The following is an 11,927-nucleotide window of genomic DNA, read 5'->3' as shown; positions in this document are numbered from 1 at the left end:
GCGCCACTTGCACAGTGGTGTCAGCCGTAGCGGATCTCCCCGAGGGCGGCGAGCTGCACGATGGCGTCCGCCGCGTCAGCGTCGATGTGCGACGTGTCGATGCCATTCTTCTCGTCCCTCTCAAGCCAGGACTCGACGATGTACCCGTGGATCTGTCGGTTCACGTGGTCCTGGTCGAGCGCCAGGAGGTCGGCGTACGCCTCGCGGATCTGGTCGGCGTCGAGGTAGTGCACCTCGTCGACCTCGCGCACCCCGCCCCAGCCGGTGTCGTCGACACCCTCGACGATCGTCCACTTCTTGCCCGCGGGCAGGCCGGCGAACTCCTCGTCGGTCGGCTCTGTCGCCCAGTAGGTAATCCCTCCCGCGGAGGCGGTGTCGATGATGTCCTGCGCGATGTGGTCGGTCACGTACTTCTTGATCTCACTGATGCGCGGCACTGGTCTGAGTCCTCTCGGTCAGGCGTCGGCGTTGATGCGGGTGGCGGCCGGGGTGGGCTCGTACTTCTGGCGCCGCAGCTCGCGGAGCGCCAGCGTGGTCGCCTTGTCCTTGCGCTTCGAGTCGCGGACCTGACCGTCGTGAATGCGGAACTTCGGGGTCACTGTGGTACTCCTCGCGTTTGCGGCCTGGCTCATCAGGGCGTGGGCTGCCATCCCGCGCCGACCCCCGAGGGGGTTTCGCCTGTCAGTCGAGGTTCATGATGTGCAGCAGTTCGTCGACCGAGACGGTCGGAAGCGCGACCTCCCCGGCAGGGGCCTTGGGCTTGGGTTCCTCGATCAGCTCGGGCACCGGCTTGCCGGCCAGCTCCAGGACGTACGCCTCGTAGTCGTCGATGTCCGCGTGCAGGTCGTCCGGGTCGTCGTCCGCGAACGCGTGGCCCTCCAGGAACGTCATCGCCGCGCGCTTGTGGCCACCCTCCATCAGGGCCTTGGTCAGACGCTCCGCCTCGGTGCAGGTGAAGTAGTCGCCCACTCCTTGTGCGGTCATCCCGTCGCCGAGGATGTCGGCAAACACGCTGATCGCGGAGTAGAGATCCTCGATCTCCTCGTCGGAGTCGCGCTCGTCGTCCACCGTCTCGACCTGGACGAGGTACCCGTAGCTCTCCTCCCAGTGGTAACCGGGCTCACCGCCCCGGCCGGGGCCCACTCCCCCTCCGCAGGTCGCGCACTTATACGAGCCGCCAGGCTGGGGGTAGAGGATCGGGCCGTTGTCGACCAGGCACCGGATCACGTTGCTGGGGATCTTCATCTCGTTACACCTTCACACTGTGGCCTGCCATCATCAGGGCGGGGGCTGCCATCCCGCGCCAACCCCTTCCGGGGTTTCGGCTACACTTACACACTCAGACCGCGAAGTCGAGTTCGAGCTGGTCGGGGTTGTACCCCAGCACGTTGTACCGGTAGATCTCGTAGGCCAGCTCGCCAAAGTAGGCATCCCGCGCGGCCTCGTACTCCTCGGCCACGGTCGCCCAGCAGACGTCGTCGGGGTGGCACCACTGGTTGCGATGCGTCGCCGACTCGTCCTCGTAGAACCGCTGCGCGATCTCGTCGTCCTGCTCGCATGTGTCGTAGTGGTCGCGCTGCGCCTGCTCGACCGCAGTCTTCAGCGCCTCCTCGAACGCCTCATGCTCCCGCTCGGAGTAGTCCGATTCGTCGAGGATCGGGTAGTCCTGGAGGGACAGCGCCAGCTCGGTCGCCTGGATGAATGCCGCGGTGTATCGCGGGGTGATCTCCATCATCGAGACCCGTCCGGCCCGGATGCCTTGCATGTTCGAGCAGCGCCACTGCTCCTTGTGGTGGGTGCACATGCCGCGACGCCGCGCGTTCGGCTTTCGGCTAATCACCCAACTGGCGACCTCTCCGCAGTCGCGGCACCGTAGCGCGTTGTCCTCGTAGACCTGCACGTAGATCGTGCGCAGGGAGCCGACCGCCCAGTGGCTCGACGTCCCGTCGATGACGTGCTCGTCCGAGACCTCGGTGTCCGGCCGCCCGTCATCCGCTGCGGCCCGGATCAGGTCCAGCGCGGTCAGGTAGTTGGACTCCGCCAGGATGTCGTCACCACGCTCCGCCCAGTGGAGCACCGCACCATGTGTAGTGAACAGTCGGTCGTCCCAGAATGCCGAGTTGCTCGGGCGCTCCAGGGCCTCGGCCGCCGCCTTCTCCAGGGTGTCCCTGTCCAGCTCCATGTCTCTCCTCCGTGGCTGCATCATCAGGACCAGGACGCCGCGCCTGGCCGACCATGCGACCGGAGGCCGGCCGCGATGGTTTCGCATGGGAGGTGCGCTCCCCCTCCCCCATTGGGGCTGGTGAGGTGCGGGAGGGGGGCGCGGTAGGTGTGTCAGTGGAGGGCATCCCTCCTGAAGAATCCAGGCTCCCCGTCGCTGTCTTCACGGCTCCGCCGTGCGTCAAGCAACACCCGATATCCCCCGACTGCCTTCATGTATGACCTTCCGGTCTCGATGGGCTGATGTCCGCTGGTCTGGTTGGCTCATCAGCGACCGGGAACCACCCGGCCGGACCGGCTTTCGCCGGTTTCGCCTTCCGCTGTCGCTACAGTATCACAGCTTGCGCAGGTTACACAACCAGCGACATGAACACGACGTCGGGCTCACCGACGGTCCAGTTCGGGACCCGCTCCGTCTCCTGGAACCCGAACTGCTTGTAGTACTCGGGGAGGAACCCATCGAAGCAGTCCAGCTTGATCGCACGGCGGTGCAGTACGGCGTGCCACACCATGTCCTCGCCGCGCCCCTTGACCGTGCTGAACAGCCCCATCAGGGTGCCGTCCGTGTCCACCCCGAACCCCGACAGGAAGTCCGCGGTGAGGTAGTACCGCGCCCCTCGGGGCATCTCCTCCGGCTTGCTGGTCGCCTCCGCGATCCTCTCGGAGCCCAACCTGGCCCAGTCCAGGGCGGCGGTGTACTCGGACCAGGATGCGGCGTACATGATGACGGACATACTCGTCTCCTTAGACGGTGAGCAGGCTGGCTCATCAGCGACCGGCATCCCAAGCCGGCCGGACCTCCCGAGGGAGGTTTCGCCTTGTCGCGCTTACGTCTCAGCGGCCGACGCCGCTGTGCAGCCAGCGCTCATACGCCTCGGGGTCGTTGACCTTGTGCCACTCCTCCCAGCACCCCTCGGAGCAGAAGTCCTCGACGTCCCTGATGGGGGCGTGGCACGCGTTCTGGCACCGCTTCCACGGGTCCTTCGCGTTCGAGAGACCCAGCACGGCCGCCTTGTGCGCCTCGAACGCCTTGACCTCGACGTCGTAGGCCCGCTCTCCGAACTCCACAGACAGGGCCAGGAGGTTGTTCCTTCTGACGCCGCGGTTGATCGCGGCCCGCATCCTGCCGTAACCGATGGACTGTGCAGTCTTGTCCAGCGAAACCATGACGTGTCCTTTCGAAACTGAGCAGGCTGGCTCATCAGCAACCAGGAACCACCTGGCCGGACCCTCGGGTGAGGGTTTCGCCTTGCTTCACTTACACACTGAGACGGTGTTGAACACCAGCTCGGATCCGCAGCCCGAGCAGTCGGGGTCCTCGACGTAGTCCGCGAGCGTTCCACCGACCAGCCACACGCACTCGCCGTACTCCTCGTCGTGCAGCTTGACGACACCCTGGTCCGTGACCTCGAAAGCGTCGGCGCAGCCGGTGCAGTGGAACGTGATCTTCGTACGGGTCACCGTGGCAGACATAGCTCTCTCCGTTCGTACCGATGCAGGCTGGCATCCTCAGGCCCCGGTAACCACACCGGGACGACACCCCGAAGGGTGTTTCGCCCTTGCATCTTGCGTCACTTACACACACTGCACCACGGGAAGGCAGGTGACGCGGGTCGCCTCGTAGGTGAAGTCGTCGTTCACCGAGTAGTGCGGCCGGTACGGCTCCCATGCCGCGTCGGCGACCAGGTACTTACTCTCCTGGCATCCGAGGATCGTGAGCCAGCTCTCGACTCCGTCGCCCTCCATCGGCCAGACGTCGGCGACCAGGTCACCCTGACCCGTCCCGATCTGGACGTTGACCAGGTACCCGTACTCCGTCCTCCAGGAGCGGGGACGGGGCAGCTCGACCAGGTACTGGGGGTAGCCGAACCGGGAGGCGCAGCCGAAGCAGAGCATGACCCGGTCGCCCTCGTATGCCTTGTAGTAGTGCGTGGCCTCGACGGCGCTGTGGTCGAGGTCGTATGTGCAGGTGTCCATCCCGCTCTCCGTTCGTTGTGTTGCTACACTATCACACCTTGCGGTGTCGGTCAACCCGCCGACTGGCGGGGACCCGGCGACCCCGTGTGCTTCGATGCTACGGGCCCCACTCTTGCGAGTGGTCCCGAGGGGCCTATGCGGGAGGGTCCTTGCGGACCCTCCCCCCGACCCTTTCGGATCGGGTTGGCAGGTTCTTCGGACGGGATAACTGCCATCCCCGTCCCCTCCCCGGTTGGGCTGGTTAGTCCTTCCGGGCCTCCAGTCTCTTGCGAGACTTCCGGCCCTTCCGGCCAACCCTTCCGGATTGGGGAACCGCACCTCCATCACTCCCACGGTTCTGTCCCTGCTCTCTGACGTCGGGTGTCCTCAGTCAGGTACGTCCACCCCCGAAGGGGAGGGTTTCGCAAGTAGCCTATGGGTCGCACACTCGGGCAGATGCCCGTGCCGTTCCGGTTTAGCTTGGTTCCTACAGGGTTCGCGGATAGCATCCGGGCTGCCCACCATCGCAGGGGAGGATCACCCTCTCCTAGGTTGCGCTACCTTCTGGCCGCTGAGCCTCTTACCTACCCACGCACTCCGAGGAGTGTTGCGACGTCCCTTGCGGGGGCCGGGCAGGCGACGATCTGAAGTTCGTGTGCGCTTGGCCTTTCGGCCTTGCGCTGAAGCGACACTATCACAGCCGCTCCGGGTGGTGCAAGTTGCGCTTTCGTGCGGATTACAACCCGAAGGCCTTCTTCCCGCATGTGCCCCGCACCCTCTCAGGCTGGGTACCCGTCGTAGCCTAGGTGAGCCGTTACCTCACCTACTAGCTGGTAGGCCGCCCGCCTCCCCCGTCTCCGAGGGAGTACGTACGTGTTACTGCGTGGCGCCGGTTACCCGACTTGCCGACTTGCGTCGGCTGGATTGCACTGTGCAGGCGAGCCGTTAACCATCGGTCCGCAGTTCGCTCCCCGGTGCATCGATAACCCGGATCACTCACCCGCTGTGCTGTGGTGCTGAGCCCTACTGTAGTCGAGTTGGGCCCGGTGTGCAAGTGTCGCTGTCCCTTTCGGAGCGGACGTTGAAGTCTGGCGTTACGTCCTACGACGACCGGCCAGGCTCCCCATTCCCCGCCTGCCTTGCGGCCTGCGGTGCGGTCCCGTGGTGGCGACAGACAGAACATTGACACACTTACACAGCCAAGTCAAACCCGCAGGTCAGAGCCGGTCCGCGACGGGCTGAGCCGCCCTCTCCGCCCCGCTGGCGGGGCCGCTGACGTCCTGGTCCGCAGGGCTGCGAAAGGGCCTGTGACCTGCGGTTCTGGCCGTTCTCGCGGGTCTCCTGCGGCCCCCTTCTGCGATGCCTGCACGACGTGCGAGCGCGCGAGGGTAGCACGGGCCCGGACGGGGTGGGGGGTGACCCCCTACGAGCGGAGCGACCCACCGCTGAGTCTTAGCGGCCAAGATCGCGCCACGGTTTTGGGGTCGATCAGCGGAAGGGGAAGGGGAGGGAGCGTGTCACCCCGGCAAGCACGCCCATTCCGATCTCCCTCGCCACGGCGCTGGGCGCCTCCAGTACCTCGTCAACATCGACCAGAGGGAAGTCGATGCATCGCGTTGCCTCGCGGTCGCCGTCGACCAACACCGTGATTGTCACCCTCTGACCCTTCCGCAGTAGCGTCGGTCTGAGCTCGATACCGCTCACGGGGGGCGCTGCGGACCCTGAGCCAATGTCGGTGTACGTGCCGATAAGCTGGCTCAGACCCGCGGCCGGCTGCGATTCGTAGTCCAGGATTACGAGCACGGGATGACCGAACGAGAAGCGAAGCGGCGCCCCTTCATGGAACTTGGCGGCCGTGATGTCGCGCTTACCTAGGTTCGTGATCACTAGGTCGACGATGCGCGGCTTCTCAAGATGGGTGCTACCGAGCCGGACCGAGAGCGGACTGCTTTGGCCGGCCCACCTCGACTCGGCGAACAAGGGAGTGTTGGACTGCTCCCACCAGCCGAGCTTGTATTTCGGATTGCTGGCTCGAAGGGTGGCCCAGGCGGTGAGCCACCCGACACCCAAGGCGACGATGGCTGTAACGACGAGTGTCCAGACGTCCAGGTTCTGCCACCACTGCCCCGCAAGGATCTCCACGCCTCAAAGTTACCGGACCTAAGCGGCGGGTAATGCCTTCAGGGTCGCAGCGTTGGAGTGGTCGGCAGAGTGCCGGCGAGGGCCTGGCGGACGTGGCCGGCCTCTAGCACGGTGCCGGGATTGGCGACGGCGAAGGTACGCAGCCGGCCGAGCGGTGAATCCGCGGGCGGGGGCGTGTCGGCCAGCTCGGCGCCAGCGACCTGGAGGGCGAAGCGAAGGTCAGTGTCGTTGTCCATGACTCCAGCGTAGGGCGTGGGACTGACAGCCGGCACTGGATTACGGGGGCGCGGCAGCGCCCCCAGAGAGCTAGCCGGCACTGCTCTGTGGCGCCCGCCAGGGCGCCCCTGGCGCTTCGCTCCCTGCAACCCCTTCGCCGTCGCCTCCAGCCCAGGTGGCCGCCGCCAGGCGGCCCAGCCTCGAAGCCTCACTGTGTAAGTGTGACCACGGTCACAGGAAGTCCTCGTTCCGAGACTGCCCTCGGGCTCCGTATCTATAAGTAAGAGCGTAAGACTGCTGGAGAAGTAGCAGGCTGGAGGCCCTGTCGGGCCTCGCTTGATGATGACGCTGTCGTCTTACTGCTTCGCAGTTGGGGGCGCGAAGCGCCCCACTGAACGTAGCAACTTACGTCTAAGACTCCCTCGGGTTGACAGCTCATGGCAGCTACCTCTTCAGGTAGGACGTCACCGAGGGCTCAACTTCCACGTCGGGGGTGATGATGCCGAACTGGGAAGGTTCCGACAGGCGCTCGCGCCTACCGAAGGACTGGCCCAAGATCCGGCTCAAGGTCTTGCGACGAGACGGAGGGCAGTGCACCGCGCTGACTGAAGCGGGTGAACGCTGCGCCTCGCTCGCATCCGACGTGGACCATGTCCGACCAGGTGACGACCACAGCATGGAGAACCTCCGCTCGCTGTGCACCTGGCACCACCGCCAGAAGTCCTCCCGCGAGGGAGCTGCGGCAACGCACGCCAAACGGCGCGCGATCTCGCGGCGCTTCAGGCGAGACGAGGCCCATCCGGGTCTCCTCTGAACCCGCGCTCCAGGCCCTCCCCGCCTGTCGAGCGTGAGCGCGCTCCTCGTCCTCCTCTCCGAGTCGAGCGCGCCGGCCCCTGACTAACCACCAGGGCCGAGACTTCCCTGCGGGGGAACGTGGATGGCGGCTCGACCGTCCGGCACGCCCGCGGGGCTGAGGCTGGGGGTAGCTCCCCCGCGCTGGCAGGTTCGCAACCGGTGCACGCGTCCCGGTTCGTGGGTTCGATCCCGCGCAGCGCACAACGATCCGTAGCTCAGTTGGCAGAGCAGGGGGCTCTTAACCCCCGTGTCGCTGGTTCGAGTCCAGCCGGATCGACGGGCAGTGATGGTGGCAACACTGACCAAACCAACTCGCCCACCCGCTCTTGCCGGGCCGAGCGTCGTAACGCCCGATGAACTTCAAGGAGGTGCGGTGACCGGATTCGAGATGGCCTGGGCTGCCTGGGCTGGAGCCTTTGTCGTGATCGAGGGAGTCGCCCTCTACCGCAAGGACAAGAATGACACCCTGTCCGAGCAGGTCTGGAAGATCTTCCACACCGCGCAGGGCCAGGAGAAGACGAAGACCACGCAGGCGCGTCGCGCTGTACTGGTCATGTTCCTGGCCTGGCTCGTTGCGCACTTCGTGACGGGCGGCAAGGTGTGAACGTCCTCTACTTCACCTCTCCGTACTGCCGGCCCTGCCGCTCATTCGGTCCCCTGCTGAAGCAGGAGCTCGCCGAGCTGGGGGTCGAGGCGGAGACGGTTGTCGTCGCAACCTATGCCGGCCTCGCGAAGGCCGACTCCTACGGCGTGTCGAGCACTCCGACCGTCGTCATCGAACGGGACGGCGAGGAGATCAGTCGCTTCACTGGCGCACTCCTCGGTGACTCACTGAAGGACGCACTCAGCGTCCTCCGTTGAAGGGAGGTGACCGGTGGGCGCACGTGGCCCCGTCCCGAACCGTGAAGAAGACCTCGCGCGCCCCCGGTCGCGCAAGGGATCGGACGAGCAGCCCGTAACCAAGGGCGAGATGAAGCCGGTGAAGGTCCCCAACGCGGACCGTAACTGGCATCCCATCGCCCAGAAGCTGTGGGACGCCCTCAAGACTTCCGGCCAGGCCGACTTCTACCAGAACAGTGACTGGGCGTTCGCCTACTCGCTGTGCGAGGACTTGTCCTACTACAAGAAGTCCGGCAAGCGGTCGGGCCAGATGCTTCAGACCATCTACTCCGCCTTCGAGCGACTCCTCGTCGCCGAGGGCGATCGGCGCCGTGTGCGCATCGAACTGACCGAGCCCATACCTGAGCAGGACTCTGCCGCCGTGGTCGCCATCGCTGACTACAAGAAGGCTCTGGGGGTTGACTAATCGGGGGTGACGCATGGCCGCAACTGCGCCACTCACTCTCGAAGAGATCGAAGCCCTGGAGCCCGAGTATCTGGGCCCCACCTGGCAGAAGGACGCGTTCGGCAGATGGAAGCTCCCCGAGTTCACGCTCGGGTGGCAGATTGCCGGCTGGTGCGCCGAGTACCTGGACGGCGAAGGTTCCACCGACGAGAAGCGGGTGCCCTGGAGGTTCACTCCGGAGCAGCTCCGCTTCCTGCTCTGGTGGTACGCCATCGACAAGGATGGCGAGTTCGTCTACCGGACCGGAGTCCTCCAGCGACTGAAGGGCTGGGGCAAGGACCCGCTCCTCGCGGTGATCTCGCTCGTCGAGTTCGTCGGGCCGTCGCGCTTCTCCCACTGGGAAGAGGACGGCAGCCCGGTCGCGAAGGCGCACCCGCAGGCGTGGGTGCAGATCACCGCGGTGAACCAGGAGCAGACCACCAACACGATGGGCTACCTGCCCATCCTGATGGGGCCGAAGCTCATACAGACCTACGGCATCAAGGCCGGCGCCGAGCTCATCCGCGCCGACCGTGGCCGCAAGCGGCTCCAGGCCGTGACCAGCTCGTATCGGGCCATCGAGGGTAAGCGAACGACCTTCACCCTGCTCAACGAGACGCATCACTGGGTCGCCGGCAACGGCGGCCACAAGATGTTCGAGACCATCGACGGTAACGCCACCAAGATGGACTCCCGGTACCTGGCAATCACGAACGCCTACCTCCCCGGCGAGGACAGCGTGGCCGAGCGGATGCGCGAGGCGCACAACAAGGTACTTGAGGGCCGGGCGCTCGACGTTGGCACGCTGTATGACTCGATCGAGGCGCACCCGAAGACTCCGCTGACGCCCGAGGCGCTGCGGATCGTGCTCCCCAAGATCCGCGGTGACGCGGTCTGGCTGAAGATCGAGTCGATCATCAAGTCCGTCATGAACTTGACGATCTCAGCCTCGCGCTCGCGGCGCATGTACCTGAACCAGGTCATCGCCGAAGAGGACGCCCTGTACGGGCCGGCCGAGTGGGACCCGCTCGCGGACGACAACAAGACCTTGAAGCCGGGCGACGAGATCGTCCTCGGCTTCGATGGCGGCAAGACCTCGGACTCGACCGCCCTGGTGGCGCTCAGGGTCCGGGACATGCACGTCGTTCTGCTCAACATCTGGGAGCACCCGGAGGGCGAGGCCGGCAAGAACTGGTCGGTCCCCCGGCATGAGGTCGACTCCGCGGTCCATGAGGCGTTCCGCCTCTTCCAGGTACAGGCGTTCTTCGCGGACGTCGCGCTGTGGGAGAGCTACATCGCCGACTGGTCGGAGACGTACGGCGAGACCCTGGCAGTGAAGTCGCCGGTCGGCAAGGACGCGATCGGCTGGGACATGCGTGGCTCGCAGAAGACGGTGACGATGGCGCACGAGCGCCTGATGCGGGCCGTCTTCGACAAGAAGCTGAGCCACGACGGAGACCTGACGTTGCGCCGGCATGTGCTCTCTGCTCGCCGACGCACCAACAACTACGGCATCTCCTTCGGCAAGGAGTCGAGGGACTCGCCGCGCAAGATCGACGCGTACGCAGCACTGCTGCTCGCGCATGAGGCTCTGTACGAGCTTCGCACCCGCGGCAAGAAGGTCCGCAGACGGACCGGCCGGGGTTACTTCATGTAGGGCTATGCAAGTGTGACACGGAAGGTGGTGAGGCATGGCTGACTCCAGCCCACTGACGCTGGCGAAGGAACTGCTCGCCATCCTCGATCGTGACGAGGGCCGGCTCCAGCGGATCGACAACTTCATCCGAGGCAAGCACGACGACCCGTACATGCCGCCCCAGGCGGACGACGAGTACAAGCTCCTCGCGAAGCGCGCGGTGTCCAACTGGATACCGCTCCTGATCGGTACGCCGGCCCAGGCCCTGTACGTGGACGGCTTCCGGCCGGGCACGTCGACCTCGGGCCTGCCCGAGGCGTCGTCCTCGACGAGCCCGGCCTGGTCGCACTGGCAGCGCTCGCGCATGGACGCCCGGCAGGCCGCGGTCTACCGCGGTGCCCTGGGGTTCGGTCACTCCTTCGTCCTGACGGAGAAGACCAAGAAGGGCGTCATCTCCAAGGGCCTGTCGGCGAAGAAGACCGCGGCCCTGTATGAGGACCCGGCCAACGACGACGAGCCGTACGCCGCGATTACGATCACGTCCAGGCCCAAGGGCGATACTCCCGGCCGGGCCCGGATGTTCGACAGCCGCTACGAGTACGCGGTGTCGTTCAAGTCGCTGTCCGACCTCGACTCGGTCCGGGTCGCCAAGGGCCGGCTGCACGGTTCCACCGAGTGCCCGGTCACCCGCTTCGCTGCTCAGGTCGATCTCGAAGGCCGCACGGTCGGCGTGGTCGAGCCGATGATCCCGTTGCAGAACCGGATCAATCAGACGATCTTCGATCTGCTCGTCGCGCAGACGTACACCTCGCACGAGGTGCGGTATGCGACCGGCATGGCGCCGCCTCTCCAGATGGAATACCTGGACGAGGCCGGCAACGTCACCACCGACCCCGCCCTGGCGGTCGACGCCCGGCCCAAGCTGGGCCCCGACGGCAACCCGATGCCGGCTCAGATCAACCACAACGCGCGCAGGTTCCTCTTCGCGGAGGACCCGGACGTTCGCTTCGGGAGCCTGCCGGCCGGGCCGATCACCCCGCTGATCGACTCGGTAGACATGTCCATCCGGCACCTGGCCGCGATCTCACAGACCCCGCCGCATCACCTGCTCGGCCAGATCGCCAACCTGTCTGCCGAGGCTCTGCTCGCCGCCGAGACTGCGCTGTCCCGGAAGATCACCGAGTTCCAGTCCCTCTTCGGGGAGTCCTGGGAGCGCGTGTTCCGGATCGCCGCGGAGATGGAGGGCGACACGGCCGGCAACGAGGACTACGCGGGCGAGGTTCAGTGGCGCGACATGGAGTCGCGCTCCCTGGCCCAGGCCGCTGACGCGCTCGGCAAGCTCGCCGACCAGCTCGGCATTCCGAAGCGCGGCCTGTGGAAGCGAGTGCCCGGCGTGACCCAGACCGAGTACGAGGACTGGGAGCAGATGGCCGAGGACGACGACTCCGTCGCCCAGCTCGCCAACGCGCTGACGCGGGCCACTCCGTCCGTCAGCCCGGCGCCGGCCGCCAGTGAGGTGGTCGCCGCGTGACAAGCCCGGCCCGACGGGCTGAGGCTGACGGCGCGGCAGTCGCGTTC

16 protein-coding genes, 1 tRNA gene, 6 other RNA genes and 1 other annotated feature are annotated in these 11,927 nt (G+C 66.1%); of the genes, 6 read left to right on the top strand and 17 right to left on the bottom strand.

Annotated features, from left to right (window positions below):
- Positions 1 to 20: 20 nt before the first annotated feature.
- From P1P75_RS01200 to P1P75_RS01125, 17 genes are all read right to left on the bottom strand, one after another.
- Positions 21 to 437 carry a hypothetical protein gene (locus tag P1P75_RS01200; RefSeq protein WP_319251027.1) on the bottom strand — a complete coding sequence of 139 codons (417 nt, stop codon included), beginning with the start codon at positions 435 to 437 and terminating at the stop codon, positions 21 to 23.
- An 18-nt stretch (positions 438 to 455) separates the two neighbouring features.
- Positions 456 to 599: a hypothetical protein gene (locus P1P75_RS01195; RefSeq protein ID WP_319251026.1), complete on the bottom strand. Its 144-nt coding sequence runs from the start codon at positions 597 to 599 to the stop codon at positions 456 to 458.
- Positions 600 to 617: 18 nt separating this feature from the next.
- Positions 618 to 680: hammerhead ribozyme type II (locus P1P75_RS01190), an RNA gene on the bottom strand.
- Between the two features lies 1 nt (position 681).
- The gene (locus P1P75_RS01185; protein ID WP_319251025.1) at positions 682 to 1,245 is read right to left on the bottom strand and encodes a hypothetical protein; all 564 of its coding nucleotides are present in this window, start codon (positions 1,243 to 1,245) and stop codon (positions 682 to 684) included.
- A gap of 4 nt (positions 1,246 to 1,249) precedes the next feature.
- Positions 1,250 to 1,339 (bottom strand): DUF3649 domain-containing protein, encoded by a 90-nt coding sequence (locus P1P75_RS41935; RefSeq protein WP_369076324.1) that lies wholly within the window; start codon positions 1,337 to 1,339, stop codon positions 1,250 to 1,252.
- Positions 1,340 to 2,182: a hypothetical protein gene (locus tag P1P75_RS01180; RefSeq protein WP_319251023.1), complete on the bottom strand. Its 843-nt coding sequence runs from the start codon at positions 2,180 to 2,182 to the stop codon at positions 1,340 to 1,342.
- 9 nt (positions 2,183 to 2,191) lie between these two features.
- An RNA gene (locus P1P75_RS01175) (hammerhead ribozyme type II) lies at positions 2,192 to 2,269 on the bottom strand.
- 204 nt (positions 2,270 to 2,473) lie between these two features.
- An RNA gene (locus tag P1P75_RS01170) (hammerhead ribozyme type II) lies at positions 2,474 to 2,536 on the bottom strand.
- Between the two features lie 34 nt (positions 2,537 to 2,570).
- A complete protein-coding gene (locus P1P75_RS01165; RefSeq protein ID WP_319251021.1) occupies positions 2,571 to 2,954 on the bottom strand; it encodes a hypothetical protein in 384 nt (127 codons plus the stop codon).
- Between the two features lie 20 nt (positions 2,955 to 2,974).
- Positions 2,975 to 3,039, bottom strand: an RNA gene (locus tag P1P75_RS01160) — hammerhead ribozyme type II.
- Positions 3,040 to 3,054: 15 nt separating this feature from the next.
- Entirely contained in the window at positions 3,055 to 3,387 is a 333-nt protein-coding gene (locus tag P1P75_RS01155; protein WP_319251019.1) for a hypothetical protein, read from the bottom strand.
- A gap of 20 nt (positions 3,388 to 3,407) precedes the next feature.
- Positions 3,408 to 3,470, bottom strand: an RNA gene (locus P1P75_RS01150) — hammerhead ribozyme type II.
- A 4-nt stretch (positions 3,471 to 3,474) separates the two neighbouring features.
- Positions 3,475 to 3,693: a hypothetical protein gene (locus tag P1P75_RS01145; protein ID WP_319251018.1), complete on the bottom strand. Its 219-nt coding sequence runs from the start codon at positions 3,691 to 3,693 to the stop codon at positions 3,475 to 3,477.
- A 21-nt stretch (positions 3,694 to 3,714) separates the two neighbouring features.
- Positions 3,715 to 3,779: hammerhead ribozyme type II (locus P1P75_RS01140), an RNA gene on the bottom strand.
- Positions 3,780 to 3,795: 16 nt separating this feature from the next.
- Entirely contained in the window at positions 3,796 to 4,197 is a 402-nt protein-coding gene (locus P1P75_RS01135; protein WP_319251017.1) for a hypothetical protein, read from the bottom strand.
- A gap of 745 nt (positions 4,198 to 4,942) precedes the next feature.
- Positions 4,943 to 5,059, bottom strand: a sequence feature (16S ribosomal RNA rRNA prediction is too short).
- Between the two features lie 605 nt (positions 5,060 to 5,664).
- The gene (locus P1P75_RS01130; RefSeq protein ID WP_319251015.1) at positions 5,665 to 6,318 is read right to left on the bottom strand and encodes a hypothetical protein; all 654 of its coding nucleotides are present in this window, start codon (positions 6,316 to 6,318) and stop codon (positions 5,665 to 5,667) included.
- Positions 6,319 to 6,356: 38 nt separating this feature from the next.
- Complete coding sequence (locus P1P75_RS01125) at positions 6,357 to 6,554, bottom strand: hypothetical protein (RefSeq protein ID WP_319251013.1); 198 nt, start codon at positions 6,552 to 6,554, stop codon at positions 6,357 to 6,359.
- A 1,039-nt stretch (positions 6,555 to 7,593) separates the two neighbouring features.
- On the opposite strand from P1P75_RS01125, the gene P1P75_RS01120 reads away from it, so the two are divergent.
- The 6 genes from P1P75_RS01120 to P1P75_RS01095 all read left to right on the top strand — a co-directional run bounded on the left by P1P75_RS01120 (position 7,594) and on the right by P1P75_RS01095 (position 11,880).
- Positions 7,594 to 7,666: transfer RNA gene (locus P1P75_RS01120), tRNA-Lys, on the top strand.
- A 96-nt stretch (positions 7,667 to 7,762) separates the two neighbouring features.
- On the top strand, positions 7,763 to 7,993 hold the full coding sequence (locus tag P1P75_RS01115; protein ID WP_319251011.1) for a hypothetical protein: 231 nt from the start codon (positions 7,763 to 7,765) through the stop codon (positions 7,991 to 7,993).
- On the top strand, positions 7,990 to 8,250 hold the full coding sequence (locus tag P1P75_RS01110) for a thioredoxin family protein (RefSeq protein WP_319251008.1): 261 nt from the start codon (positions 7,990 to 7,992) through the stop codon (positions 8,248 to 8,250). Before P1P75_RS01115 ends, P1P75_RS01110 begins: the two co-directional genes overlap by 4 nt.
- A gap of 13 nt (positions 8,251 to 8,263) precedes the next feature.
- Complete coding sequence (locus P1P75_RS01105) at positions 8,264 to 8,695, top strand: hypothetical protein (RefSeq protein ID WP_319251006.1); 432 nt, start codon at positions 8,264 to 8,266, stop codon at positions 8,693 to 8,695.
- Positions 8,696 to 8,708: 13 nt separating this feature from the next.
- Positions 8,709 to 10,370, top strand: coding sequence for a terminase (locus tag P1P75_RS01100; RefSeq protein ID WP_319251004.1), 1,662 nt, complete (start codon positions 8,709 to 8,711; stop codon positions 10,368 to 10,370).
- A gap of 34 nt (positions 10,371 to 10,404) precedes the next feature.
- Positions 10,405 to 11,880 (top strand): phage portal protein, encoded by a 1,476-nt coding sequence (locus P1P75_RS01095; RefSeq protein WP_319251002.1) that lies wholly within the window; start codon positions 10,405 to 10,407, stop codon positions 11,878 to 11,880.
- Positions 11,881 to 11,927: the final 47 nt, after the last annotated feature.

The organism is Streptomyces sp. ID05-39B (assembly GCF_033794725.1).
Classification (GTDB): domain Bacteria; phylum Actinomycetota; class Actinomycetes; order Streptomycetales; family Streptomycetaceae; genus Streptomyces; species Streptomyces bobili.
The sequence above is the reverse complement of the archived record's forward strand: the minus strand, read 5'-3'. Positions and strand labels throughout refer to the sequence as shown.

Bases quoted from the DNA above. Each gene is read 5' to 3' on its own strand.
- P1P75_RS01185 (WP_319251025.1), bottom strand. From the start codon at position 1,245: ATGAAGATCCCCAGCAACGTGATCCGGTGCCTGGTCGACAACGGCCCG.
- P1P75_RS01180 (WP_319251023.1), bottom strand. From the start codon at position 2,182: ATGGAGCTGGACAGGGACACCCTGGAGAAGGCGGCGGCCGAGGCCCTG.
- P1P75_RS01165 (WP_319251021.1), bottom strand. From the start codon at position 2,954: ATGTCCGTCATCATGTACGCCGCATCCTGGTCCGAGTACACCGCCGCC.
- P1P75_RS01155 (WP_319251019.1), bottom strand. From the start codon at position 3,387: ATGGTTTCGCTGGACAAGACTGCACAGTCCATCGGTTACGGCAGGATG.
- P1P75_RS01145 (WP_319251018.1), bottom strand. From the start codon at position 3,693: ATGTCTGCCACGGTGACCCGTACGAAGATCACGTTCCACTGCACCGGC.
- P1P75_RS01135 (WP_319251017.1), bottom strand. From the start codon at position 4,197: ATGGACACCTGCACATACGACCTCGACCACAGCGCCGTCGAGGCCACG.
- P1P75_RS01125 (WP_319251013.1), bottom strand. From the start codon at position 6,554: ATGGACAACGACACTGACCTTCGCTTCGCCCTCCAGGTCGCTGGCGCC.
- P1P75_RS01100 (WP_319251004.1), top strand. From the start codon at position 8,709: ATGGCCGCAACTGCGCCACTCACTCTCGAAGAGATCGAAGCCCTGGAG.
- P1P75_RS01095 (WP_319251002.1), top strand. From the start codon at position 10,405: ATGGCTGACTCCAGCCCACTGACGCTGGCGAAGGAACTGCTCGCCATC.